This is a genomic window from Pseudidiomarina salilacus (assembly GCF_047323925.1).
Classification (GTDB): Bacteria; Pseudomonadota; Gammaproteobacteria; order Enterobacterales; family Alteromonadaceae; genus Pseudidiomarina; species Pseudidiomarina salilacus.
The window spans coordinates 944,377-969,931 of record NZ_CP178751.1 but is presented as its reverse complement, the minus strand read 5'-3'; the positions used below and the strand labels follow the sequence as shown (position 1 = coordinate 969,931).

Below are 25,555 nucleotides of genomic sequence, written 5' to 3'. Positions count from 1 at the left end.
CAGCAAAGGATAAATGCAAATGGTTAAATTTCGCGTACCCCACACCCTCGTACTCATGTTTTTGATGATGATTGCGGCGCTTGTACTGACTTGGCTGATTCCTGCCGGCGAATTCAACCGTAGCGTCAACGAGATAGGGCAAACCGTGGTTGAAGCTGGCACCTACAGCGAACTTGAAGAGCAGCCTTGGCTCAGCCCGATTACGTTATTAACGGTGGTGCCGCAAGCACTGTCCGATGCTCAGGGGGTGATTTTCTTCGTGCTGCTGATTGGTGGAACCATGGGCATCTTGCGGGCAACGGGTATGCTCGATGCCTTGATTGGGGTTCTATTGCGTCGCTTCGCTGACCGCACGAGTTGGCTTATCCTCGGTGGTATGCTGACGTTTGGCATCTTTTCGGCGTTGATTGGCGTTGCAGAAGAATATCTGATCTTCGTACCCATGTTGGTGGCGCTGTGTCGAGCGCTCAAGCTTGATGCCATTACTGCACTGGGTATTCTGATTGTCGGCTATGGCATTGGCTACGGACTGTCTCTGTTTAATCCGTTTACCTTATTGATTGCGCAGGCAGTAGCTGAAGTCCCGCCTGCGTCTGGTTTAGGTTACCGCCTGTTACTGTGGCCGCTGTTTCTAGCGGTCGGTTTTCATCATGTCTATCGCTATGCCAAGCGTGTGGCGGCGGATCCCTCTGCGTCGCTGGTGGCTGACATAGCCGCAGTGGGTGAAACCAATACCGATTATCCGCAACTCAGCGGCCGCCATAAGATTATCTTGCTAGGTTTTGTGGTGCTGCTAGGGATTTTGGTGTGGGGCATTAAAGTACACGGCTGGTACTTAGTGGAGCTCAGTGCTTTGTTCTTAGGTTTTGGTCTGTTTGCTGCGCTTGTCGCGAAACTCGGCTCTGAAACCACCGCTCAGCAGTTTGTCGAGGGCGCCGCAGAGCTCACCGCGACTGCTCTATTGATAGGCTTTGCCCGCTCCATTGCGATGATTCTTGAGCAGGGGCAAGTTTTGGATACCTTGATCTACTATTTGGCGATGCCGGTCGAGGCCTTTGGATCCTACTTTGGTGCGGTAAGTATGGTGGTGATTCAAAGTGTTTTAAACTTTTTCATTCCTTCAGGTAGTGGCCAAGCCTTCGTGACCATGCCGATTATGGTGCCGATAGCTGATACCGCCGGCATTGGTCGGCAAGTGGCGGTACTTGCGTTTCAGCTGGGGGATGGTTTGATGAATATGATCGTGCCAACCAATGCCGTGCTGATGGGGATCTTAGGCTTGGCTGGCGTGCCTTATGAGCGCTGGTTCAAGTTTATCGCACCGTTAATGTTGAAGTTCATTGTTTTAGGTGCAATCGCTATGGTGGTTGCGGTCGCAATAGGGTATCAATAATGCTGCGGAATACTCTAGCAAGTACTGAACTGGTCAGTACTGAATGGTTGGCAGCGCATATTGATCAACCAGAGGTCAAGATTCTAGACGCCAGCATGGTGAAAGTGGTGGGGAAAGACCCGATCACCTATGATCCTAAGGTTTATCTGCCAAAAACCCAATTATTGCAGTTAGAGTCTGCCCTTACCGACACGACTTCAGCGTTGCCCAATACGTTTCCAAGCGCAGCACAAGTGACGGAAAAACTGCAACAGCTGGGCGTCGAGCCAGACGACACCCTAGTGCTGTACGACAACCAAGGCATCTATTCAGCACCAAGAGCATGGGTTGTGTTACAGGCGATGGGATTTCATAACAGCGTAATTTTAGACGGTGGCTTGCCGCAATGGTGTGCTGAAGGACGCAGCATTACGACGACAATCACACCATCACGCGCATCAAGCAACTTGCAAGTAAATCCTGCAAGCGATAGCTGTGTGGTCTGGCAGCAGGTACTGCAAGCGGCCACACAGGGGGCGAGCGTGATCCTTGATGCCCGTTCACAGGAGCGTTTTTACGGGCTGAAAGCGGAGCCACGTGAGGGCATGCGTGCTGGGCATATTCCCAACGCTATAAGTCTCCCGTTTGCCAGTGTGTTAGACGGTCATTGCTTTAAATCAGTAGAGGAATTGCGAGAACTATTTGCTGCACTGCTGGGGGAGGATAAGGAGCGAGCGATCATAACGACCTGCGGCTCGGGGATTACTGCCTGTATTTTATTGGTCGCTGCGCGTTTAGCGGGCTATCAGAACGTGCGCCTGTATGACGGCTCGTGGGCCGAGTGGGGCGCACGCACTGATTTACCGATTGCTTAAACATTAAAGCGGAATAAGATAACGTCGCCGTCTTTAACGATATACTCTTTGCCTTCTTCGCGGCGTTTGCCAGCTTCTTTCGCACCTTGTTCGCCTTTGCACGTAATGTAGTCGTCAAAACCAATGACCACTGCGCGAATAAAGCCTTTTTCAAAGTCCGTGTGAATTTTACCTGCAGCTTGTGGTGCAGTAGCGCCTACCGGAATAGTCCAAGCGCGGACTTCTTTCTGTCCTGCGGTGAAGTATGTCTGCAGGTTCAAAAGTTCATAACCACCGCGGATAACACGATTCAAACCGGGCTCTTCAATACCTAGGTCAGCCATGAACTCTACTTTTTCATCGTCATCGAGTTCGGCGATTTCTGACTCAATTTCAGCACAGACAGGAACCACAATCGCATCTTCTTTAGCAGCAATTTCGCGAACCTTATCCAAATACGGGTTGTTCTCGAAGCCGTCATCGTTCACGTTAGCGATATACATGGTCGGCTTTAACGTGAGCAAGTTGTATGAGCGGATAATCGCGCGCTCATCTTTTGTCAGGCTCACTGAACGTGCCATCTCGCCATTTTCTAGTGCCGGCAGGAGCTTCTCTAAAACTTGAATTTCTGCGCTGGCTTGTTTATCGCCACCCTTGGCTTTTTTGCCTTGACGATGAATAGCTTTCTCTACGCTATCTAGGTCGGCCAGGGCCAACTCAGTATTGATAACTTCGATGTCCGATTGCGGGTCAACTTTACCGGCAACGTGTACAATGTTGTCGTTCTCGAAGCAACGCACCACGTGGCCAATCGCATCGGTTTCGCGAATGTTCGCAAGAAACTGGTTGCCAAGGCCTTCACCTTTCGATGCACCTTTCACCAAACCTGCAATATCGACAAATTCCATGGTCGTCGGCACCACACGCTGCGGATTGACGATTGCCGCCAACTGGTCGAGACGTGGATCTGGAACGGCCACTACACCGGTATTGGGCTCGATGGTACAGAACGGGAAATTCGCTGCTTCGATACCGGCCTTGGTGAGGGCATTAAACAAAGTAGATTTACCCACGTTAGGTAAACCAACAATTCCGCATTTGAATCCCATGTGCTTAGTCTCTCTGAGCTTTAAAACTGTGCAACTGTTGCTGGGCGGCAAGTAAGCCTTGATCCAGCAACACCTCGATACTCTGGCATGCTTGCGCAATGGTATCATCCATCAATTGCTGCTCTGTTGCTGGCGCTTTGCCAAGCACATAGCCAGTCACTTTACTTTTGTGACCTGGATGACCGATACCAATACGTAAACGATGAAAATCTGGGCTGCCAAGCGCTGCCGTGATGTCTTTAATACCGTTGTGACCACCACTTCCTCCGCCGGTCTTAAATTTAGCGACACCAGGAGGCAAATCTAATTCATCATATGCGACCAGAATTTCTTCAGGCTGTATTTTATAGAAATTAGCAAGGGCACCTACAGCTTTGCCACTGCGGTTCATAAAAGTCATAGGCTGCAACATACGCAAGTCCCATGCACCTTTTTGTAAGCGCGCGGTGGTACCGAAAAATTTGGTTTCAGGTTGGAGACTCAAGCCGTGTCGCTGAGCGAACGCGTCGACGAGCCAGAAGCCTGCATTATGACGGGTTTGGAGATACTCGGGGCCTGGATTACCCAGGCCCACAAGCAACCGAATGGTCGACATGACGACTTATTCTTCGTCTTTGTCTTCTTCTTTGGCTTCTTTCGCGGTTGGAACTTCAGCAGAAACTTCTTCTTCTGCTTCAGGTTCTTTCTCAACACGCGGCGCAGTAATAGAAACGACCGCTTGGTCGTGGTCTTCACCTTTGGTCAACTCAACCAATTCAACACCGTTTGGCAGTTGTAGGTCAGTCAAGTGCAAGGTAGAGCCCAATTCTAGGCCTGCTACGTCTACTTCAAGATATTCAGGCAGATCTTTTGGCAAACAAGAAATTTCAACGTCGTTCAAGTGGTGCACAACAACACCGCCTTCGTCTTTCACGCCTTTCGCTGACTTCTCGTTTAAGAAGTGCAACGGAATGTGCGTGGTCAACTTCTGACCCGCTTCAACGCGTTGGAAGTCAAGGTGAGTCAACTTAGGCTTGTATGGGTGACGTTGTACGTCTTTCAAGATAGCTTGATGCTTTTTACCATCAACAACGATCGTCAAAATGTGCGAGTAGAAAGCTTCGTGATCGGCCATGTTGTTCACTTTGTTGTGATCAAGGGTCAATGACACAGCTTCTTTGTTCGCACCGTAAAGGATTGCCGGTACTTTTTCTGCGCGACGAAGGCGGCGGCTCGCACCTTTCCCTAAGTCAGTACGCAGTTCTGCTTGAATAATAAAATCAATAGTCGACATGATGGAGTGTCTCCGTTAAATAAGAATAAGCCGGTTATTCGCGACCAAATAGCCAGCACTCGCCAAAAAATTGTAGGTCAATTTTAAGGGCGCGGAATAGTACCACCCGCGCCCAATAAATTCAATCAGTACTCGAACATTGCCGAGATAGATTCTTCGTTGCTGACACGGCGCAGGGCTTCTGAAAGCATGCCGCTGAGGGTGAGTTGGTGCACTTTGTCGAGTGCTTTCATTTCTGGCGTCAATGGAATACTGTCAGTCACTACTACCTGATCAATGTTCGATTCGCGAATATTCTGCACAGCATTGCCCGAAAACACTGGGTGAGTGGCGTAGGCAAAGACACGCTTAGCGCCATTTGCTTTCAGTGCATCAGCGGCTTTACACAAAGTGCCACCGGTATCGATCATGTCGTCGACGATGATGCAGTCGCGATCTTGGATATCACCGATAATGTGCATTACTTGTGATTCGTTAGCACGCGGGCGACGCTTGTCGATAATGGCTAGGTCGATATCGTTCAGGAGTTTGGCTACTGCACGAGCGCGCACTACGCCGCCGATGTCAGGTGATACCACAACTGGATTATGGAAATCCTGTTGCCGCAAATGTTCTAACAGCACTGGGCTACCGAACACGTTATCGACTGGCACGTCAAAGAAGCCCTGAATCTGTTCAGCATGTAAGTCAACTGTGAGCACACGGTCAACACCTACGCTCGACAAGAAGTCAGCAACAACTTTCGCCGTAATAGGTACTCGTGCTGAGCGGACGCGACGATCTTGGCGAGCATAACCGAAATACGGCATGACCGCAGTGATGCGGCCAGCTGATGCGCGGCGCAACGCGTCGACCATGACAATCAGTTCCATTAGGTTGTCATTGGTTGGTGCACAAGTAGATTGAATGATAAAAACGTCAGAACCACGCACGTTTTCGTTGATCATTACGCTGATTTCACCGTCGCTAAAGCGACCTACATCGGCTTCACCGAGTTTGATGTAAAGGCGATCGGCAATTTTTTGCGCAAGTTCTGGCGTGGCGTTGCCAGCAAATAGCTTCATGTCAGGCACACTAAACCTCAATTTTGGCTGGTTAGGTTGTCAGTTGAAGCCTGCCGAAGTAGCTGGCAGACCGGGGATTCATTTAGGCCACGTGCGACAAATCCAGTCCATGGTGCGGGCATCCTTGCTAATGCAGCGCGTGCCAATTCTTGACTCTCGAAGGCGCCATACAGACAGGCGCCGGTGCCCGTGAGCCGAGTTGGCGCGTATTCTACCAACCAGTCGAGGGCCTTGGCAACTTCTGGGTACAGTCGGCGGACCAGTGGCTCGAATACGTTCTGTGTTTGTTGCTGTTGCCAGTCGCTCAAATTAATAGGGGCGCAGTCACGCTTGAGTTCGCGGTGAGCAAACAATTCAGCGGTACTAATGTGTACTTTTGGGTCAACGACAAGATACCAAGGCATAGGTGGCGACACAGGACTCAGTCGTTCACCTACACCTTCGGCAAAAGCAGCATAGCCGCGCACAAAAACCGGCACGTCGGCACCGAGTTGCAAACCAAGAGCGGCAAGTTCGTCGACCGTGAGGCGCAACTGCCACAAATGATTCAAGGCTAGTAAAGTGGTGGCTGCGTCGGAAGAACCGCCGCCAAGTCCGCCACCGTAGGGTAATACTTTATCGAGGATGATTCTAACCCCAGTTCGGAAGCGTTGTCGGGTTTGCAATAATTGTGCGGCTTTGACGACCAAATTAGCATCATTAGCTAGCGCCGGATCTGAGCAATGAAACTCAATGCGTTCATCAGTGTGCAGCGTGAACGATAATTGATCGGCGATTTCTAAAAACTGAAACACCGTTTGCAACTGATGATAGCCATCAGTGCGGCGCCCAGTAATATGCAAAAACAGGTTGATTTTTGCCGGCGCAGGTAGGGTTAGAGTTGCCATTTGCGGATCCGTAATTTCACGCGCCATGCGCTATTTTCAAGTTGTGCTTCAGTGGGGAGCAGAATTCCATTGGTCTGCCGCTCGTACTGCGCGAGCTGCACTTGCCATTGCTGTTGTTGGTCGTCGACTTCGTAGGCGGTTAAAACTGCTTCCGGAAGCTCCGCTTGGTCGAAAAGTTGAAAATTTTGCGCACGAGCTTGTTCTGGTTGTTTGCCAGTCACTACCGAACGTAGCAAAGTTAACGGCAGTTTGAGTGCAAACAAGCGCTGAATAAGACCTTCCGCGCTTGCGTCATAGTAGGCTTGGCCATCTTCATCATAGTAGACGGCTCCAGTTGCGGTTTCTTCTAAGCGTGCAAGCGTACCTTTTAAGGGGTGATAAAACCGTAGATTTAAAACTTCTGGAGACTGCTGCCATTCTAGGTATACCGCATCACGTTCGTCCGTTTTTAAATTAAATAACGCGATTTGACCGGTCAGTTGCCATGCTGTAATGGCGCTAACCTGTTGTTGATGGCGGGCGACCGCATTGGCATCGATTGCGTTGATCGGAATTTCCGGTGGCGCGGTCGCGCAACCGCTTAGAACTAGTATCGTCAGCAACAACAAGCGTGCTTTCATAGGTTTGTACCACCGTTGGTGTGCTTTTCATCATATCGCCTTTGACGTACAATTAGCGGCGTTTTGCTGTGCCAGAGGCCCTCTGCTTTTTATTATGACGATTTTTGCACTCGGTGTTAACCATAAAACCGCATCGGTTGATATGCGCGAGCGTCTCGCGTTCTCACCTGAACAGTTGCATCATGCGCTACCAGCCCTGCGTGAGCAGACCGGTGTGCGCGAAGCAGTGATTGTCTCAACCTGTAATCGCACCGAAATTTATTGTCATGCTGAGGCTAATGGCATCACTTCGACCGACTTGCTCGTTGGTTGGCTGGCTGGCTATCACGGTATTCCAGCAACGACGCTGCAAGCACATGTCTATTGTCACGAAGATGATGCGGCAATTGATCATCTAATGCGCGTGGCAAGTGGACTCGACTCGTTGATTTTAGGGGAGCCGCAAATTCTAGGACAGGTTAAACAAGCCTACCAATTTGCCAAGAACCAAGCCAGTGTGGGCGGTATCCTCGAACGTTTGTTTCAACAAACCTTTCATATTGCCAAGCGGGTGCGGAGTGAGACGGCGGTTGGCGAGAACGCGGTATCAGTAGCCTTTGCCGCAGTCAATTTGGCCCGCCACATTTTTGCTGAGCTGGAGCAGGCTCAGGTATTGTTGGTGGGGGCCGGCGACACCGCCGAATTAGTCGCACAGCATTTAAATGAAATCGGCGTAAAAGGTTTAGCGGTCGCCAATCGAACGCTCGCGCGGGCCGAACAGGTGGCCCAAAACTATAAAGGGCAAGCACACACGCTAGGCGAGTTACCAGAATTGCTGCCGCAAGCTGATATTGTGATTTCGTCCACGGCAAGCACCCTGCCAATTATCGGTAAGGGCATGATTGAACAAGCGTTGAAGCAGCGGCGGCGCAAGCCTATGTTGCTCATCGACTTGGCGGTACCACGCGATATTGAGGCGCAGGTCAATGAGCTAAATGACGCTTATCTTTACACCGTGGATGATTTGCAAGGCATTATCGCGGAGAACATGCGCAGCCGCGAAGAGGCAGCCGCACAAGCGCAGGGGATGATTGCTGAGCAACGCACGCAATTTATGCAATGGCTACGCACCTTAGACCATGTCGATATTCTGCGTGAATTCCGCCAGAGCACCGAGCTACTGGCACAAGAGCAATTACAACGAGCACGTAATCAGCTTGCTGCAGGTAAACCCGCCGATGACGTGCTGGCTGAATTAACCCAGCGACTCACCAACCAATTTTTGCATCAGCCCACCAAAGTATTACGTGAGGCAGGTGCGCAAGGCGATTTTCAAGCGTTGGCGTTATTCCAACAATTGTACAAAGATACTCAATAAGGTCGTGCATTCATGATGAATCCGTCAATTACGCGCAAACTTGAGGCGTTGTTAGAGCGCTACGAGGAAGTCCAACATCTGCTAAGTGATCCAGGCATCATTGCCGATCAAGATAAATTTCGGGGCTTGTCGCGTGAATACTCCCAACTTGAGGAGTTAGTAAAGTGTTTTCGTGCTTATCAACAGGCGCAAGAAGATGCGCAAGCTGCGCAAGAGATGATTGCTGAAGATGATGCAGAAATGCGTGAAATGGGTGAGCTCGAGCTAGCCCAAGCTAAAGAAAAACAAGAACAGCTTGAACAAGAGTTACAAATTCTGCTGTTACCTCGAGACCCGAACGATGACCGGCCTTGTTACCTAGAAATTCGTGCCGGCGCAGGTGGTGATGAAGCCGCTATTTTTGCTGGCGATTTGTTCCGTATGTACAGTCGCTATGCGGAACAGCATGGCTGGAAACTGAATATTGTCAGTGCCAATGAAGGTGAGCATGGTGGCTTTAAAGAAGTCATTGCGCACATGACTGGCGAAGGTGCCTACGGTCGCATGAAGTTCGAAAGTGGCGGTCATCGCGTGCAACGGGTGCCCGAAACGGAATCTCAAGGACGGGTGCATACCTCAGCCTGTACCGTAGCAGTCTTGCCGGAAATTCCTGAAGCGGAAGCGGTAGAAATCAACCCAGCCGACCTACGCGTCGATACGTTCCGTGCCTCTGGTGCTGGTGGTCAGCACGTTAACCGCACCGATTCAGCCATTCGTATTACGCATCTACCTTCTGGGATTGTGGTGGAATGTCAGGACGAGCGTTCACAGCATAAAAACCGTGCTAAGGCGATGTCGGTGTTGTATGCGCGTTTGCAGCAAATGGAAGACGATAAACGCCGTCAAGAAGAACAGTCCACCCGCCGTAGTTTAGTGGGTAGCGGTGACCGCTCAGAACGCATTCGCACCTACAATTATCCGCAGGGCCGCGTCAGCGACCATCGTATCAACTTGACCCTTTATCGGTTAGACGAAGTGCTCGAGGGTGGCCTCGATTTGCTACTTGATGCCATCGTGCAAGAGCATCATGCGGACCAATTGGCAGCACTAGCCGAGCAACAGGATTAATGACCAGCATTGCCAAGTGTTTGCGCGACGCACAGCAGCGCATACTAAATAGTGAAACACCGCGACTTGATGCCGAAGTGTTGTTGGCGCATGTCCTGCAACAAACGCGCAGCTATTTGCACACTTGGCCCGAACGTGAACTCAGCCAGACCCAAGTAGCCGCCTATGACCAGCTCATAGCAGCACGGGCAAAAGGTCAGCCAGTGGCGCACCTGTTGGGTGAGCGTGAATTCTGGTCGCTGCCCTTACAAGTCAACGCCAGTACTTTGATTCCGCGGCCGGATACCGAGGTTTTGGTCGAGACATGCCTGCACTTAGCGATTGCTGCGCAGGCGAGTGTTCTAGATCTTGGTACAGGCACCGGAGCTATCGCCTTAGCGCTGAAAAGTGAGCGCCCCCAATGGCATGTCAGCGCCGTTGATAGTGCTGCTGGTGCAGTGGCTTTGGCGCGACTGAACGCCGAACGTTTAGCGCTAGAAGTGCAAATTGCACAGAGTGACTGGTTCGCGCAACTGTCTCAGCAAAGGTTTGATTTAATCGTCAGTAATCCGCCTTATATTGCCGCTGATGATCCGCATCTGCAGCAGGGCGATGTGCGGTTTGAACCGCTTTCGGCATTGGTTGCGGCTGCTACCGGTTTTGCAGATTTGCAAACGATCATCGACCAGGCGCCAAACTACCTGAATAAGGGGGGCTGGTTGGTGCTTGAACATGGCTGGCAACAAGCTGAGCGTTGCCGAGAGATGTTCATTGAACGCGGCTTTCATGCTGTCGAGAGTCGGCGCGATTATGCTAATCTTGACCGTATCACGTTAGGACGATGGGAGACGGATGATGTCGAGTGATTTTATTTTCGCGAACGAGGCGACGCAAAACTCTGCACCTAAGCCGCTCAATTCGGTTAAAAAATGGAAATTACTAATCGTCGACGACGAGAAAGAAGTGCATGCGGTCACTCGTTTAGCCTTGATGGACCTAGTTTTTGAGGGGGCTGGGCTCGAGTTTGTGAGTGCCCATTCGCTGGCCGAGGCAAAGCAACAGATCGATCAACATCCAGACCTCGCTATTGTCTTGCTAGATGTAGTGATGGATACCGATGACGCTGGCTTGCAAGTGGTCAACTATTTGCGTCATACGCGACATAATCAACGAACTCGTGTTATTTTGCGTACTGGGCAACCGGGGCAGGCACCCGAGCGCGCCGTGGTATTGAACTACGATATCAACGATTATAAGGCGAAAACTGAGCTGACCTCGCAGAAGCTATATACCAGTGTGATGTCAGCACTAAGGTCTTACCGCGATATCATGCAAGTTGAACAACAACGTCAAGCACTCGAAGAGCGCTTGCGTCGCATTGAACGAACGCTCGCTCGCGATTTTCCAGCAGCTGCAGCAGCCATAAAACAACAAGAACAAGAGGATTAAAACAGATGCCCTATGAAGCGCTAAAACATCTCCACGTCACCTTTGTGGCGGTAAGTGTGTTATTATTCGTGCTGCGATTTTTTTGGCACACCATGGATGCTGCGATGAGTAAGCAGAAGTGGGTCAAAATTGTGCCACACATTATCGATACATTTTTACTTCTCACGATTGTTGCGCTGTTACTAGAGTGGCAGCAATGGCCGTGGGAGACTGCTTGGTTAGGTAACAAGTTACTAGGTCTGTTTGGTTATATTGCTTTTGGCTTAGTCGCAATGAAAGCGAAAACCAAGGCCATGGCCTACGTAGGCTTTGTCGTCGCGTTAGGCTGGATTGCGTTCTTGTTGCACATTGCGTTTAGCAAACAAGCGCTGATTGGTTAAACAAAATATAAGGTTGTAATGAATAAAAGTATGCAGTTTTCGTATTTAGAACATGTCGATCACGAGTTACTCCCGACTATCGAGATTTTGTGGGAGATAAGTCGTGTGTTCCATGCGGATAGCGATACTTATGTGAGTGCGTTCTACCAAGAATTGAACGCACTTCGTGAACATCCGTCGTTACAGCAAGAAGACGAAGTCGAACGCTTACAGGCGTTATGCCGTTTGTTCTATGTCCACTTAGGCTTCAGTAAAGCGCCGGAGCCACTGCTGAGCGCAAAACGCGTGCTAGTTGACCGCGCGATACGCTTGCGTACTGGTGAACCTTTGACGTTGGCTTTTTTACTGCAAGAAGCTGCGTCTTATCATGGCCTCGTGCTCGAGCTCATCGACTTTCCTGATTATCCGTTACTGCGTCTTGATTATGCGCAATCGAGTTACTTCGTTGATCCAAGCACGGGTGAATTATTGCATGGCAGCCAAGTGCAGGAGCGCTTCGAAGATGCCACTGAAGATGAAGAACAGTTTAGCTGGGAAGTGCTCGAAGCCGCTGAACAAAAGTTGATACTCGTGCGGTACTTGTCCGAGCTCAAACATGCTTTCATTAGTGATCGCCGTTTTGCTGATGCTCTTACAACCGTCCACATGTTGTTGACCGTGCTGCCCGACGACCCGTACGAGATTCGTGACCGCGGCTATATTCTTGAGGAACTCGATTGCAATCACGTTGCAGTTGACGATTACCAGTATTTTGTCGAACAATGCCCCGATGATCCGAGTGCACAGTTGCTGCGCTTACAACTAGAAAACTGGACCCAGCCGCAAACAATTCTGCACTAGTGGTTCGTACACCCATTATAAAAACAATAAGAGGTAGTCGTGGAAGCAACACCTTTAATTACCAATGACGGTATTATTTTTGGCCTACTAGCCGTCATTCTTGGCGGTATTTTTTATACCCAGCAAAGCAGCAGTTCATTCTGGCAAAAATTCTATACCTTCGTTCCAGCCTTGTTGTTGTGTTATTTCATTCCCTCCCTGTTAAACACTTTTGGTGTTGTGAATGGTAGCGAGACTGGCATTTATCCGCTGGTTATGGATTACCTATTACCTGCCTGTTTAGTGTTGTTAACCTTGAGTCTCGACTTGAAGGCCATTATTCGTCTCGGCCCAAAGTTACTCATTCTGTTTTTGACCGGTACTTTAGGTATCGTTATCGGCGGTCCAATCGCGCTGTTACTGGTTTCCATCGTCTTTCCTGAAATGCTCGGTGGTGCCGGTCCAGACGCAGTGTGGCGAGGCATGACGACGATTGCTGGTAGCTGGATCGGTGGTGGTGCTAACCAAGCGGCAATGAAAGAAGTCTATGAAGTCGGTGGCGAGATTTTCTCGGCGATGGTGACCGTGGATATTATCGTTGCCAATTTATGGATGGCCGTGCTGCTCTATATGGCGGCAAATAGTAAGAAAATCGATGCTCGTATTGGTGCTGATACTAGTGCGATTGAAAGCATTAAACAGCGTATCGAAAGCTATGAAGCTGAGCATCGTCGCGAATCGAAACTGCCAGATCTTGTGTTTATTCTTGCCGTAGGTTTTGGTGTCGCTGGTTTGGGCCATTGGGGTGCTGATGTGATTGCACCTTATATCGCCGAAAACGTCCCGGTTTTGAAAGATTTTAGTCTCGACAAAAAATTCTTCTGGCTCATCGTCATTGCGACCAGTGTGGGCGTAGCGCTTTCTTTTACCCCCGCGCGCAAACTCGAAGGCGTCGGTGCCTCGAAAATCGGCTCTTTGTTTGTCTATATCTTAGTTGCGACCATTGGTTTGCATATGGACGTCAGTGCTATCGTTGAAGTGCCAAAATACTTCTTGATTGGCGCTATCTGGATGTTAATCCATGCAGGTTTGATGCTGTTGGTTGCACGCTTGCTCAAAGCCCCAGTGTTTTACATGGCGGTGGGGAGCCAAGCGAACGTAGGTGGTGCGGCTTCTGCGCCAGTGGTTGCCTCGGCATTTCACCCGTCGCTCGCACCGGTTGGCGTGCTTCTCGCTGTATTCGGTTACGCACTTGGTACCTACATGGCCTATATTTGTGGACAAATCTTACGGGTCATTGCGAACGGCTAAGGATGTAATGTGATTAATACTGAAGTCATTAAAGTCGGTAAGGTGCAAGTGGGTAACCACTTGCCGTTTGTATTGTTTGGCGGCATGAATGTGCTTGAGTCGCGTGATCTAGCGATGCGAGTGGCAGAACATTATGTCACGGTCACCGAAAAGCTAGGGATCCCCTACGTTTTTAAAGCCAGTTTTGATAAAGCCAATCGGTCTTCAATTCATTCTTACCGAGGTCCAGGTCTGGATAAGGGCTTGGAGATTTTTGCCGAAATTAAACGGACTTTCAATGTGCCCATCATTACCGACGTGCACGAGCCACAGCAAGCACAGCCAGTGGCAGAAGTGGCTGACATTCTGCAACTGCCAGCGTTTTTAGCACGCCAGACTGATTTAGTGGTTGCGATGGCCGAAACCCAAGCTGTTATCAACGTGAAGAAGCCACAATTTCTTGCGCCACAAGAAATGCGTCACATTCTGAAAAAATTTGCTGAGGCTGATAACCACAACGTCATGCTGTGTGAGCGCGGCAGCTGCTTTGGTTACAACAATCTAGTGGTCGACATGCTAGGAATGGACGAAATGCGGCAAATGGCCCCCGTCATTTTCGATGCAACGCATGCGTTGCAGCGTCCTGGCGGCCGTACGGACTCGGCCGATGGCCGTCGTGCGCAAGCGGCTGTATTGGCGCGTTCGGGCATGGCACTTGGTTTAGCCGGCCTTTTTATTGAAGCGCATCCTGATCCGGATCAAGCAAAATGTGATGGGCCTTGTGCCTTGCCGTTATCGAAATTAGAGCCTTATTTGCAGCAAATGCAGGCGCTAGATGAGCTAGTCAAAGGTTTTGCGCCGCTCGATACCGCGACGGTCTAAACGTATTCTTCCTTGCACCACCGCTGAACATTGTATAAATTAAAACGCATGTTTTAAATGCATGTTCACAGCGGTGGCTATCATGGCAAAGCGTATTTCTACGCAAGAAAAAATCTTAAATGCAGCTGAGGCTTTGTTCGCCGAGCAAGGTTTTGAACAAACTTCGTTGCGGCAAATCACCACCGAAGCAGAGGTGAATCTCGCTTCCGTCAATTATCACTTCGGTTCCAAGAAATCACTCATTCAAGCGGTGATGGCACGTTATCTTGAAGTGTTTATGCCATCGTTGCAAACCGAGTTGGAACAGCTCGCTGCGACGGGTAATTTCAGTACGCGTGAAGTGTTCAATTGTTTTCGTAAACCACTCTCTGATATGGGTCAAGTGCGCAAACATGGGCCGACTTTATTTCTCAGTTTGCTAGGATTCGCCTATGCTGAAATACAAGGGCATTTGCGCCGCTACACCATGGAACATTTTGGCGACGTCATTGCGTTGTTGCTGGAAACTTTGCATCAGGCAAATCCACAGTTAAGCCCTGTGGATATGTTCTGGCGTCTACACTTTGTGCTTGGCGCTACGGTGTTTGCACAAGTATCAGGCCCAGCGTTGCGTGAAATTGCGGCAGCTGATTTTGGTGAAGCAGTGGCTGCAGACCAAGTCATTGATCGCTTGATTCCCTTTTTAGCAGGTGGCGTGGACGCCACCACCGACTCACCAGTCGCACAGTAGTCGAGGTTTTATCATGGAAATTCTGATTATCCTGATCGTTGCCGTAGTTTTGTTATTTGCGGTGAAGGAAATTCGCCGCAGTTTAATCAGCCGGCCGATGTTTAAGTTCTTCAAACGGGTGTTACCACCGTTGTCGCAAACCGAGCGCGAGGCGATGACCGCGGGTGACGTTTGGTGGGACGCCGAGTTATTTAGCGGGCGCCCGGATTGGCAGCGTTTTCATAGCCACAAACCACCACAGTTTACAGAAGAAGAACAAGCCTTTATTGATAATCAACTCGAAACGCTGATGGCGATGTTGGACGATTTTAAAATCGTGCAACAAGATCGTGATTTGCCGAAGAAGGTGTGGGATTACATTCGCAAGGAGAAGTTTTTTGCCATGATTATCGGCAAAGAATTTGGCGGTTTAGATTTCTCGCCAGCTGCCAACTCCTACATCGTTTCTCGCATCGCCACGCGCTCAATCAGTGCTGCCGTAACCGTTATGGTGCCTAATTCTTTAGGTCCGGGTGAACTCCTCACCCATTACGGTACCGACGAACAGAAGAACTATTGGCTGCCACGTTTGGCTGACGGTACCGATATTCCGTGCTTTGCGCTGACCGCTCCAGAAGCGGGCTCTGATGCCGGCGCAATCCCAGATACGGGGATTGTGTGTAAAGGTGAACATGACGGTAAAGAAGTGGTCGGCATTCGCTTAAATTGGGACAAGCGTTACATCACCTTGGCACCGGTAGCGACTGTGCTTGGTTTGGCATTCAAACTCTATGACCCTGAAGGTCTTATTGGTGAAAAAGAAGACATTGGTATCACCTGTGCGCTCATTCCAACAAATCACACCGGTGTTGAAACAGGTGAGCGTCACTTTCCATTGAACCAAGCTTTCATGAACGGTACCACTTACGGCAAAAACGTCTTTATTCCGCTGGATTGGATTATCGGTGGGCAAGATTACGCTGGTAAAGGCTGGCGTATGCTGATGGAGTGCTTGTCAGCAGGGCGCGGTATTTCATTGCCGGCGCTGGCGACCGCTACTGGTCATGTAGCACAGCGTATGACCGGTGCTTATGCCTATGTGCGTCAGCAGTTTGGCTTGCCGATTGGCAAGTTTGAGGGTGTGCAGGAAGCAATGGGCCGGATTGGTGGCTTGAACTATAGTGTCGAATCCATGCGTCGCCTTACTGTTGAATCCCTCTGTGCAGGTAAGAGTCCATCGGTCATCACGGCGATGACCAAGTACCACATGACAGAAATGGGTCGGCAAATCATGGAAGACGCGATGGATATTCATGCCGGTAAAGGGATTCAGTTGGGTCCGAAGAATTATCTTGGGCATGGTTACATGGCAACACCTATCTCCATTACGGTTGAGGGTGCCAACATTCTGACTCGCAACCTAATGATCTTCGGGCAGGGCGCCACGCGCTGTCATCCTTATGTGCTGAAAGAAATGGATGCGGCAGCAAACCCCGATGAAGAGCAAGGATTAAAAGATTTCGATGGCTTGCTGATGAAGCATTTGGCGTTTGGTGCTAGTAACTTCTTTGGCTGCTTAGCGATGGGCTTGACCGGTTCGCGTTTCGTCAGTGCGCCAGTGAGTGGGCCTACCAGTAAGTATTATCAGCATTTAACCCGTTTAAGCCGTGCCTTGGCGTTAACCGCAGACGTAGCAATGTTAACCCTAGGTGGCGATCTCAAGCGCAAAGAAATGTTATCGGCGCGGTTGGGCGATGTATTGAGTCACCTTTACATGGCCTCGGCAGTGCTGAAACGTTATGAAGATGACGGTCGTCAGCACGGTGATCTTGCTTATGTCGAGTATGCGGTTCAACGTCACTTACATCTTATCGCAGAGGCGTTCCGTGGCTTCTTCAACAATTTCCCGAATCGCTTTGTGGCATGGACCTTGCGCCTTGCAGTGTTCCCCTTCGGGATTCATTTTGCGGCACCGCAAGATGCACAATTGCAAGCCATTGCCGATGATATGATGGTGCCCGGCGCTACGCGTGATCGGCATACCTTCTTGTGTTACTGGAAGGACGATGCGAAAGACATGACCGGCCATATGGAACTGGCATTTTTGGCAATGAAAGAAAACGAAGCTGTTTATAAACGTCTGCAGAAAGCTGAAAAACGTGGTGAGATCCCACCGGATTTAGCGGGCGATGAACTGGTCAAAGTAGCGCGTAAAGCTGAGTTGCTTAGTGCTGATGAAGCCAAAGTCATCAAGAAAGTGGAGCAGTTGCGTTTGACCGCTATCGCGGTTGATCAATTTGCCCCTGGTACCCTCGAAAAAAAGGCGTTCGCTAAGTAGCGAACGCCTCTTCAATAGGACTGACCCTCGCGTGCGGATTAAGCGATTGGCTTATACCGTACGCGATGCGGTTCCATCGCTTGTTCGCCATGAGTTTGCTTCATGTAAGCTTCGTAGTCCGTGTAGTTACCTTCGTAGAAGTTGATTTGACCTTCATCGCGATAATCCAGAATGTGAGTAGCGACACGGTCAAGGAACCAACGGTCGTGCGAGATAATCATCGCTGACCCAGGGAACTCTAACAAGGCATTCTCTAATGCTCGCAACGTCTCTACGTCGAGGTCGTTGGTCGGTTCATCGAGGAGTAACAGGTTACCGCCGGCTTTTAACAGTTTAGCGAGGTGAACACGGTTGCGCTCACCACCGGAAAGCTCACCGATGCGTTTTTGCTGATCGTTGCCACGGAAGTTAAAGCGTCCAACGTAAGCGCGGCTGTTAATTTCAAAGTTGCCAATACGCAGAATGTCCTGACCATCTGAAATCTCTTGCCACACGGTGTTACTGTCGTTCATGTCGTCACGGAACTGGTCAACACTGGCAAGTTGTACCGTTTCACCAAGCTCTACGGTGCCAGAGTCAGGCTGCTCTTTACCGGTGATCATGCGGAATAAAGTTGATTTACCCGCTCCGTTTGGACCGATGATACCGACAATCGCGCCCTTAGGAACGCTGAAACTTAAGTCATCAATTAACACACGGTTGTCATAAGATTTGCTTAAGTGATTGACTTCCAGCACCTTATCACCGAGGCGTGGGCCTGGTGGAATGAAGAGCTCGTTGGTTTCATTGCGTTTTTGATAATCGCCACTTTGTAATTCTTCAAAGCGAGCCATACGCGCTTTGCTTTTCGCTTGGCGCCCTTTCGGATTCTGTCGAACCCATTCAAGTTCTTGTTTAATGCTACGCTGGCGTGCTTGTTCAGTTTTCTCTTCTTGTTCAAGCCGTTTTTCTTTCTGCTCCAACCAAGACGAGTAGTTACCTTCCCACGGAATGCCATAGCCACGGTCTAGCTCAAGGATCCAACCGGCCACGTTATCGAGGAAGTAACGGTCGTGGGTAATGGCTACCACGGTACCATCGTAATCGTGTAAGAAGCGCTCAAGCCATGCGACTGACTCGGCATCAAGGTGGTTGGTCGGTTCGTCGAGCAACAGCATGTCTGGTTTACTGAGCAGCAGACGACAAATTGCCACGCGGCGCCGCTCACCACCCGATAGCACGCCAATCTTGCTGTCCCAAGGTGGTAAGCGCAGGGCATCGGCGGCACGTTCGAGAATGTTATCGAGGTTGTGGCCATCTTTAGCTTGAATAATAGCTTCTAGTTCGCCTTGGCGTTTCGCGAGCGCGTCAAAGTCGGCGTTTTCGTCGGCATAGGCAGCATAGACTTCATCGAGTTCGGTCAGCGCGTTTTTTACTTCAGCAACGGCTTCTTCAACGGTTTCACGGACCGTTTTACTCTCATCAAGTTGTGGCTCCTGCGGCAGGTAACCAATTTGAATCCCAGCCAGTGGGCGCGCTTCGCCGTCGATTTCTGTGTCGACACCCGCCATGATGCGCAGTAGGGTTGATTTACCGGCACCGTTGAGACCCAAGACGCCAATTTTAGCGCCCGGGAAAAACGACAACGAAATGTCTTTTAGGATAGTCTTTTTCGGCGGGACAACTTTGCTCACCCGCGACATTGAATAGATATATTGCGCCATAGCAGCAAACCATTCCTCAGTTAGGCCCAAGTCAGGCATGAATAAAGTGCTTATTTTAACCCTTAAGTTGGCGTGAACCCAAGTATATTGGTAAACTACGTGCCGATTGTTGTCCGCATAGATTGTCTGCAAAGAAGTCAGGAGCCCCGATGTTAAAGAACACCATGAATATTGCCGATTACGATGCTGAACTCTGGCAAGCCATGACTGGCGAGGTCGAGCGTCAAGAGCAACACATTGAATTGATTGCATCTGAGAACTACACCAGTCCGCGCGTGTTGCAAGCACAGGGCTCACAGCTGACCAATAAATATGCTGAAGGCTATCCGCACAAACGCTATTACGGCGGTTGCGAATACGTCGACATGGTTGAAGATTTAGCGATTGAACGTGCCAAGCAATTATTCGGGGCTAAATATGCCAACGTGCAACCGCACGCGGGTTCGCAGGCGAACTCAGCAGTTTTCTTAGCTTTACTTGAAGCTGGTGACACCGTGTTGGGCATGAGTCTGGCGCATGGTGGTCACTTGACGCACGGTTCTGGCGTTAATTTCTCAGGTAAACTCTACAACGCGGTGCAGTATGGCCTCGATGAGAGCACGGGTGAAATCGATTACGCTGAAGTGCGTGCATTAGCGCTTGAACATAAGCCGAAAATGATTGTCGCTGGTTTCTCAGCCTACTCAGGTATCGTTGATTGGGCGAAATTCCGTGAAATCGCTGACGAAGTAGGCGCCTACTTACTAGTCGACATGGCACATGTTGCTGGTTTAGTCGCTGCTGGTTTGTACCCGAGTCCGATTCCGTTTGCCGACGTGGTGACTACTACGACGCATAAGACCCTTGCTGGTCCACGCAGTGGTTTAATCTTGTCAGGGAAAGACGACGAAGCCTTGCACAAAAAATTGAACAGCGGTGTGTTCCCAGGCAGCCAAGGTGGTCCTTTGTGCCACGTGATTGCGGCTAAAGCTGTAGCTTTTAAAGAAGCTATGGAGCCGGAGTTTAAGGCCTATCAGCAACAAGTGCTAGATAACGCCAATGCGATGGTGAAAGTGATGCAAGAGCGCGGTTACAAGATTGTTTCAGGTGGCACGCAAAACCATTTGTTCTTGGTTGATCTCATCGACAAAGACATCACCGGTAAAGATGCTGATGCTGCACTTGGTAACGCTTACATTACCGTGAACAAAAACTCGGTGCCGAACGATCCACGTTCACCCTTTGTCACTTCAGGTTTACGCTTGGGTACGCCAGCGATTACGCGTCGCGGTTTCAAGCAAGCTGAAGCTGAGCAGGTCGCGAACTGGATTTGTGATGTGTTAGACGACATCAACAACGAAGAAACCATTGCCAGCGTGCGCGAGCAGGTGAAAGCGTTGTGTGCGAAATTCCCCGTCTACGCATAGGCGTTAAGACAACTAAGATCAGGTAGTGGAGTGTAACTATGCATTGCCCATTTTGTGACACCCAAGACACCAAAGTCATCGATTCACGCCTTGTGTCCGATGGCGCTTCGGTGCGACGTCGCCGCGAATGCAATGCCTGTAAGGAACGTTTCACTACCTTTGAAACCGCTGAATTAGTGATGCCGCGTGTAATCAAATCAGATGGTTCACGCGAGCCTTTCAATGAAGATAAGCTCCGCAATGGTTTGCTGCGTGCGTTGGAGAAACGTCCAGTGAGCGTTGAATCCATGGAGCAAGCCATTCAAAACGTGAAATCTGCGCTACGCGCAACTGGTGAACGTGAAATTACCAGTCAGGTCATCGGTGGTTTGGTGATGGAGAACCTTAAAGCTATCGATAAAGTGGCCTATATCCGGTTTGCTTCGGTGTACCGCGCGTTTGATGATATTCGCGAATTCGGTGAAGAAATCGCCCGTTTAAACGACTAGTTCTATGACTGAAGCGACCCAAGCTCACCTCGATAGTCATTACATGCAAATGGCGCTGACGCTCGCCGAGCGTGGGCGTTTTAGCGCTGCGCCAAACCCATGTGTTGGCTGCGTGATTGTGGCGCAGCAGGAAGTTGTGGGGAGTGGTTACCATGAGCGTCCCGGCGAACCGCATGCAGAAGTCTTCGCTTTGCGTGAAGCTGGAGCGCGCGCCCATGGCGCGACCGCGTACGTGACGCTCGAGCCGTGCAGTCACTTTGGCCGCACTCCGCCCTGTGCAGACGGTTTGATCAAGGCCAAAGTCAGTCGCGTGGTGGTGGCCATGCAAGACCCCAACCCACTGGTTGCTGGGCAGGGTATTGAACGCTTACGCGCTGCCGGCATTCAAGTCGATGTTGGCGTATTGGACTCTGTCGCACGGCAACTCAATCTTGGTTTTATTTCGCGCATGGAACGGCAGTTACCTTGGCTACGCTTGAAAATGGCCATGAGTCTCGATGGTCGAACCGCTCTGAGTAATGGGCGTAGTCAGTGGATCACCGGTGAACAAGCACGTTTAGATGTGCATCGTTACCGAGCCTGCAGCGGCGCTGTTTTGACCAGTGCGCGTACAGTGCTAATGGACCAGGCGCGGATGACTGCGCGCCATCCAGACGCGCAGCAACAGCCGTTACGGGTGTTGTTAGATCGACGTGCTGAAGTGCCTGCTGAGCATAGTTTCTTTGCGATCTCTTCGGCGATTCTACGCGTAGTAGATGCCAGCATTGAAGACCATACTCAATGGCCAGAGCATGTGCAAACCTTGCGCGTTAACAGTGAACAACAGCGTTTGCCCCTGCAGAGCGTGCTGGCAGAACTGGCACAGCGACAGATCAACGAGGTCTGGACAGAGTGTGGGGCTGAGCTTGCTGGTGCTCTGGTGAGTGCCGATCTGGTCGACGAATACGTTATTTACATGGCGCCTAAACTCTTAGGTGACAGTAGCCGTGGTTTACTTCAGCTGCCGGATTTTTCGCAGCTCGAGCACGTGCCACAATTACACTTTCAAAGCTTTACCCGCTTGGGTGAAGACATACGCATTAATGCTCTGCCGCTGCACCGCAGTGTCATGGCAAGAGGAGAGGTAACATCGTGAGTCAACTCAATAGCGCCGCCGAAATCATTGAAGATATTCGCCAAGGCAAAATGGTGATTTTGATGGACGATGAAGATCGCGAAAATGAGGGCGACTTAATCATTGCGGCCGAGCGGATAACTCCTGAAGCAATTAATTTTATGGCGCGCTATGGTCGCGGACTGATTTGTTTGACCTTGACCGAAGAACGCTGCGAACAGTTGCGCCTGCCGTTGATGGTGAACCAAAACAATGCGCCATACGCGACCAATTTTACCGTATCGATTGAAGCTGCTGAAGGTGTGACAACGGGGATTTCTGCTGCGGACCGTGCCCGCACTGTACAAGCTGCTGTCGCGCCACAGGCAAAACCAGATGACTTAGTGATGCCTGGCCATATTTTTCCGCTCAAAGCAAAATCGGGTGGGGTGCTCAACCGTGCCGGACACACCGAGGCAGGTTGTGACTTAGCACGTTTGGCAGGCTATGAGCCAGCTGCGGTGATCGTTGAAGTCCTGAACGAAGACGGCACCATGGCACGCCGTCCAGATCTGGAGAAGTTCGCGGCTGAGCATGATTTGAAAATCGGTACCATTGCCGACTTGATCGAGTATCGCTCGTTACAAGAAAAGACTGTTGAACGTCAGGCCCAATGCCGTTTACCGACCCGCTTTGGTGAGTTTGAACTGATTACTTACCAAGATACCATCGACAAGCAAGTCCATTTTGCCTTGATCAATGGCACCGTCGACCCTGAGCAGGCAGTGAACGTGCGGGTGCATTTGCAAGATACTTTTAATGACCTGTTTGCGACTGACCGCGCTACGCAACGCAGTTGGCCGCTCGGTCATGCAATGGAGTTTCTAGGCCAGCACGGTGGTGTGTTAGTGGTGATTGGTCGCACCCAAACGGCCGATGATATCCTTGAGCAGGTGCGCAGTTTTGCCGAAGAAGATCGAGGTGAGCGTAAGCCGACCGCGGCGGCGTCAAATGCATCGCGTAGCGTGGGTATTGGTTCACAGATCCTAGCCGATTTAGGTATTCACAAAATGAACTTGCTGAGCACTCCGAAGCGTTACACCGCCTTGTCAGGGTTTGGCTTGGAAGTTGTAGACTTTATCGAAGATCCCGACCATCAATAGCATCTTGCACCTGTTGCCACAGCTCATGGTTAGCAGGTGCAGCGAGTCCGGCGGCTGCACTCGCAGTCGCCACAAAGCCATTCAAGTAGCCAATCTCTAGCATTCGACCCTGCTCAAAATCTTGTAACATCGAAGAACGATTTTCCGCGGTTTGCTGCACCACTTGGCGTGTTTGTTGCAAAACCTCAGCCACTTCTAGGTGCACGCCATGTTGCTCCGCAAGCACGACAATTTCAGCTGCCAACTGTTGCCATTGTTGTGGCTTAACCAAATGCTCTAGGGCACCATTACGGCAACGATAAAGCACAGTAAACGGATTGATTAAACAATTGATCGCTAGTTTGTGCCAACGGCGTTGCTGGATATTAGTTTGCCACTGCAAGGGTGGCAGCGCCGTAGCCAATGTCTCAAAAAATGACGGCTGTGGGTTACTTGCGGCATGCCAACCGAGCCAACTTTGACCGTGCCCAGCATGCACCAGCTGCGCGTTATCTCGATAAGCGCCGTGGGTTGTGACCCAATGCAATGCGTGTGCGGGAATGAGCGAGTGCTCATTGTTGAGCATGCCGTTGTAGCTCAGAATGAGCTGACTCTTGGTAAATTCCGGTACGGACAGGAGCTCCTGCAACAAAGCTTCTACTTGGTAGGCTTTTACCGCGGCAAAGATGACGGCAGGAGTGGTGAGTTCTGCACACGCATCAAAACGATAGGCTTGCTGCTGCTCGGTTATTGCAACGCTTCTAACCGATGTATCGCGTAGCTTGATAGCAACCTGTTGTTGCTGTTGAGCGAGGCGCACCGCCATCAGGCTGCCCAGTGCACCTTGTCCAATTACTAACCATGGCAATTCGCTAGTTGCGGCCATGTTCCTGCTCGGCTTCGTAAGTTGTCGGCGCCTCGATGCGGTGCAAGGCTTTGCGCAACAGAATCAGCAGCAACAATCCAGGGGTCACCATCACCGCAGTCAAAATAAAGAATAGTGACCAGTCACCATCCAGCCAATCGACGACAAAGCCACTGTAGGATGACAAGAAGGTGCGGCCAAGATTACCTAGCGAGGCTAACAAAGCGTACTGGGTCGCGGTAAACGCGCGGTTACACAACAAACTGATAAAGGCGACAAACGCGACCGTCGACCACGCACCGGTAAAGCCATCAATAATGACTGCGGCCAACAATAAGTTGGTATCTGGACCGACCGCCGCAATCCACGCAAACATAAGGTTACTGGCGGCCATGGCGATACCGCCAATCAGCAAACCGCGCATGGTACCTAACCGCACATTCACCAGACTACCGACGATGGCAAAAATAATAGTCACCCACCAGTTCACCATTTTCGAATAGATGGCGATGTCATCGTTGGTAAAGCCGATTTCTTTATAGAACACAATGCTCATGCGACCAAGAAAAGCTTCACCGATCTTGAATAAGAAAATAAAGCTTAAAATGGCAAACGCTAGCTGCCAGCCGGTGCGGCGAAAAAATTCGGCAACCGGCTCATAAAGGGTGGTACGAAACCAGTCTTGCCACCGCTCAAACGGTTTAAGTTGCGCCCGATAACGGGTTGATTCACGCACCATAAGCACAACCGCAAGTTGCACCAGCAGCACGACGGCCATGACTTTATAGGCGGCTTGCCAGTCCCAGGTGGTGCCGTCTACCAAGAAGAAGGGCAGCGCGCCTAAGCCGCTGTAACCTGTCCACCAGCCGGCAGTCGCCATGGCCGCACCGGCCGATTGCAGGTGCCCTTCATGCTGCCCAAAACTCTCGATGCGAAAAGCGTCAATAGCAACGTCTTGGGTGGCCGAGGCGACTGCAATCGCTAGCGCACCGCACGCCACCCAGAACGCTTGAGTGGCAAGATCAAGTGTGCTCATACCCAAGGTGGTCACGATGAGTACGAACAAACACAAAGCAAGCCAACTGCGGCGTTGACCGAGCCAACGCTGGAGCAGTGGTAGTTTGACGCGGTCGACAAAAGGGGACCATAGGGCGTTAACTGAATAGGCCACAAAGACCATACCAAATAAGCCGATCTCACTGCGCGCAACGCCAGCTTCTTGCAACCACGCAGAGAGCATGGAGCCAATCAGGACCCACGGAAAGCCACTCATCAGACCGAATAGGAAGATGACCCAAATGCGCGGCTCTAAGTAAACGCGAAAATCTTTATACCAAGGTTGATTGGCAGTCTCGTTAGCCATTGCGGC

Annotated in this window: 24 protein-coding genes and 1 pseudogene; 16 read left to right on the top strand and 9 right to left on the bottom strand. The window is 50.6% G+C overall.

All coding sequences use genetic code 11. The features are described 5' to 3' along the window. Positions 1–19: 19 nt before the first annotated feature. Both ACJ8W9_RS04740 and ACJ8W9_RS04735 read left to right on the top strand, forming a co-directional pair. Positions 20–1,393 carry a YfcC family protein gene (locus tag ACJ8W9_RS04740; RefSeq protein WP_411358742.1) on the top strand — a complete coding sequence of 458 codons (1,374 nt, stop codon included), beginning with the start codon at positions 20–22 and terminating at the stop codon, positions 1,391–1,393. Further along, a complete protein-coding gene (locus tag ACJ8W9_RS04735; protein ID WP_411360549.1) occupies positions 1,393–2,247 on the top strand; it encodes a sulfurtransferase in 855 nt (284 codons plus the stop codon). The genes ACJ8W9_RS04740 and ACJ8W9_RS04735 overlap by 1 nt, the downstream gene beginning before the upstream one ends. On the opposite strand, the gene ychF is transcribed toward ACJ8W9_RS04735, so the two are convergent. The 6 genes from ychF to lolB form a co-directional block, all read right to left on the bottom strand. Then, positions 2,244–3,335, bottom strand: coding sequence for a redox-regulated ATPase YchF (gene ychF / locus ACJ8W9_RS04730; RefSeq protein WP_411358740.1), 1,092 nt, complete (start codon positions 3,333–3,335; stop codon positions 2,244–2,246). The genes ACJ8W9_RS04735 and ychF overlap by 4 nt on opposite strands. Before the next feature lie 4 nt (positions 3,336–3,339). Then, positions 3,340–3,930 (bottom strand): aminoacyl-tRNA hydrolase, encoded by a 591-nt coding sequence (gene pth / locus ACJ8W9_RS04725; protein ID WP_411360548.1) that lies wholly within the window; start codon positions 3,928–3,930, stop codon positions 3,340–3,342. A 6-nt stretch (positions 3,931–3,936) separates the two neighbouring features. Further along, positions 3,937–4,608, bottom strand: coding sequence for a 50S ribosomal protein L25/general stress protein Ctc (locus ACJ8W9_RS04720; RefSeq protein WP_411358738.1), 672 nt, complete (start codon positions 4,606–4,608; stop codon positions 3,937–3,939). Positions 4,609–4,733: 125 nt separating this feature from the next. Then, a complete protein-coding gene (locus tag ACJ8W9_RS04715) occupies positions 4,734–5,681 on the bottom strand; it encodes a ribose-phosphate pyrophosphokinase (protein ID WP_034732511.1) in 948 nt (315 codons plus the stop codon). A gap of 8 nt (positions 5,682–5,689) precedes the next feature. Next, positions 5,690–6,559 carry a 4-(cytidine 5'-diphospho)-2-C-methyl-D-erythritol kinase gene (ispE, locus tag ACJ8W9_RS04710; protein WP_411360547.1) on the bottom strand — a complete coding sequence of 290 codons (870 nt, stop codon included), beginning with the start codon at positions 6,557–6,559 and terminating at the stop codon, positions 5,690–5,692. Next, the gene (lolB, locus tag ACJ8W9_RS04705; protein WP_411358736.1) at positions 6,547–7,179 is read right to left on the bottom strand and encodes a lipoprotein insertase outer membrane protein LolB; all 633 of its coding nucleotides are present in this window, start codon (positions 7,177–7,179) and stop codon (positions 6,547–6,549) included. Before lolB ends, ispE begins: the two co-directional genes overlap by 13 nt. 94 nt (positions 7,180–7,273) lie before the next feature. Here lolB and hemA point away from each other — a divergent pair, with 94 nt between their 5' ends. The 10 genes and pseudogenes from hemA (at position 7,274) to ACJ8W9_RS04655 (ending at position 17,489) form a co-directional block, all read left to right on the top strand. Then, positions 7,274–8,536 carry a glutamyl-tRNA reductase gene (gene hemA, locus ACJ8W9_RS04700; RefSeq protein ID WP_411360546.1) on the top strand — a complete coding sequence of 421 codons (1,263 nt, stop codon included), beginning with the start codon at positions 7,274–7,276 and terminating at the stop codon, positions 8,534–8,536. Between the two features lie 15 nt (positions 8,537–8,551). Further along, complete coding sequence (prfA, locus tag ACJ8W9_RS04695) at positions 8,552–9,643, top strand: peptide chain release factor 1 (RefSeq protein WP_411359291.1); 1,092 nt, start codon at positions 8,552–8,554, stop codon at positions 9,641–9,643. After that, positions 9,643–10,488, top strand: coding sequence for a peptide chain release factor N(5)-glutamine methyltransferase (prmC, locus tag ACJ8W9_RS04690; RefSeq protein ID WP_411360545.1), 846 nt, complete (start codon positions 9,643–9,645; stop codon positions 10,486–10,488). The genes prfA and prmC overlap by 1 nt, the downstream gene beginning before the upstream one ends. Beyond that, positions 10,478–10,987, top strand: a pseudogene (locus tag ACJ8W9_RS04685) (response regulator); the annotation flags it as partial. The gene prmC and the pseudogene ACJ8W9_RS04685, both read left to right, overlap by 11 nt. An 89-nt stretch (positions 10,988–11,076) precedes the next feature. Further along, a complete protein-coding gene (locus ACJ8W9_RS04680; protein ID WP_411358733.1) occupies positions 11,077–11,451 on the top strand; it encodes a SirB2 family protein in 375 nt (124 codons plus the stop codon). A 30-nt stretch (positions 11,452–11,481) separates the two neighbouring features. Beyond that, the gene (locus ACJ8W9_RS04675; RefSeq protein ID WP_411358732.1) at positions 11,482–12,291 is read left to right on the top strand and encodes a tetratricopeptide repeat protein; all 810 of its coding nucleotides are present in this window, start codon (positions 11,482–11,484) and stop codon (positions 12,289–12,291) included. Between the two features lie 39 nt (positions 12,292–12,330). Further along, positions 12,331–13,581, top strand: coding sequence for a DUF819 domain-containing protein (locus ACJ8W9_RS04670; protein ID WP_411358731.1), 1,251 nt, complete (start codon positions 12,331–12,333; stop codon positions 13,579–13,581). Between the two features lie 12 nt (positions 13,582–13,593). Next, positions 13,594–14,442, top strand: coding sequence for a 3-deoxy-8-phosphooctulonate synthase (gene kdsA, locus ACJ8W9_RS04665; RefSeq protein ID WP_411359290.1), 849 nt, complete (start codon positions 13,594–13,596; stop codon positions 14,440–14,442). 82 nt (positions 14,443–14,524) lie between these two features. Next, positions 14,525–15,172, top strand: coding sequence for a TetR/AcrR family transcriptional regulator (locus ACJ8W9_RS04660; protein ID WP_411358730.1), 648 nt, complete (start codon positions 14,525–14,527; stop codon positions 15,170–15,172). Between the two features lie 13 nt (positions 15,173–15,185). After that, positions 15,186–17,489, top strand: a complete 2,304-nt coding sequence (locus ACJ8W9_RS04655) for an acyl-CoA dehydrogenase (RefSeq protein ID WP_411360544.1) — start codon at positions 15,186–15,188, stop codon at positions 17,487–17,489. A 38-nt stretch (positions 17,490–17,527) separates the two neighbouring features. Here ACJ8W9_RS04655 and ettA read toward each other — a convergent pair whose 3' ends face one another. Continuing rightward, on the bottom strand, positions 17,528–19,192 hold the full coding sequence (ettA, locus tag ACJ8W9_RS04650) for an energy-dependent translational throttle protein EttA (protein ID WP_411359289.1): 1,665 nt from the start codon (positions 19,190–19,192) through the stop codon (positions 17,528–17,530). Positions 19,193–19,341: 149 nt separating this feature from the next. On the opposite strand from ettA, the gene glyA reads away from it, so the two are divergent. The 4 genes from glyA to ribBA are packed head-to-tail and all read left to right on the top strand — an operon-like array spanning position 19,342 to position 23,342. Further along, positions 19,342–20,598 (top strand): serine hydroxymethyltransferase, encoded by a 1,257-nt coding sequence (gene glyA, locus ACJ8W9_RS04645; RefSeq protein WP_411358728.1) that lies wholly within the window; start codon positions 19,342–19,344, stop codon positions 20,596–20,598. A 38-nt stretch (positions 20,599–20,636) separates the two neighbouring features. Then, positions 20,637–21,086, top strand: coding sequence for a transcriptional regulator NrdR (gene nrdR, locus ACJ8W9_RS04640; protein WP_034732483.1), 450 nt, complete (start codon positions 20,637–20,639; stop codon positions 21,084–21,086). Positions 21,087–21,090: 4 nt separating this feature from the next. Continuing rightward, positions 21,091–22,221 (top strand): bifunctional diaminohydroxyphosphoribosylaminopyrimidine deaminase/5-amino-6-(5-phosphoribosylamino)uracil reductase RibD, encoded by a 1,131-nt coding sequence (gene ribD / locus ACJ8W9_RS04635; protein ID WP_411358727.1) that lies wholly within the window; start codon positions 21,091–21,093, stop codon positions 22,219–22,221. Beyond that, a complete protein-coding gene (gene ribBA, locus ACJ8W9_RS04630) occupies positions 22,218–23,342 on the top strand; it encodes a bifunctional 3,4-dihydroxy-2-butanone-4-phosphate synthase/GTP cyclohydrolase II (protein WP_411358726.1) in 1,125 nt (374 codons plus the stop codon). Before ribD ends, ribBA begins: the two co-directional genes overlap by 4 nt. Here ribBA and ACJ8W9_RS04625 read toward each other — a convergent pair. Beyond that, on the bottom strand, positions 23,317–24,207 hold the full coding sequence (locus ACJ8W9_RS04625; protein ID WP_411360542.1) for a ketopantoate reductase family protein: 891 nt from the start codon (positions 24,205–24,207) through the stop codon (positions 23,317–23,319). The genes ribBA and ACJ8W9_RS04625 overlap by 26 nt on opposite strands. Continuing rightward, entirely contained in the window at positions 24,194–25,549 is a 1,356-nt protein-coding gene (locus ACJ8W9_RS04620) for an AmpG family muropeptide MFS transporter (RefSeq protein ID WP_411360541.1), read from the bottom strand. The genes ACJ8W9_RS04625 and ACJ8W9_RS04620 overlap by 14 nt, the downstream gene beginning before the upstream one ends. Positions 25,550–25,555: the final 6 nt, after the last annotated feature.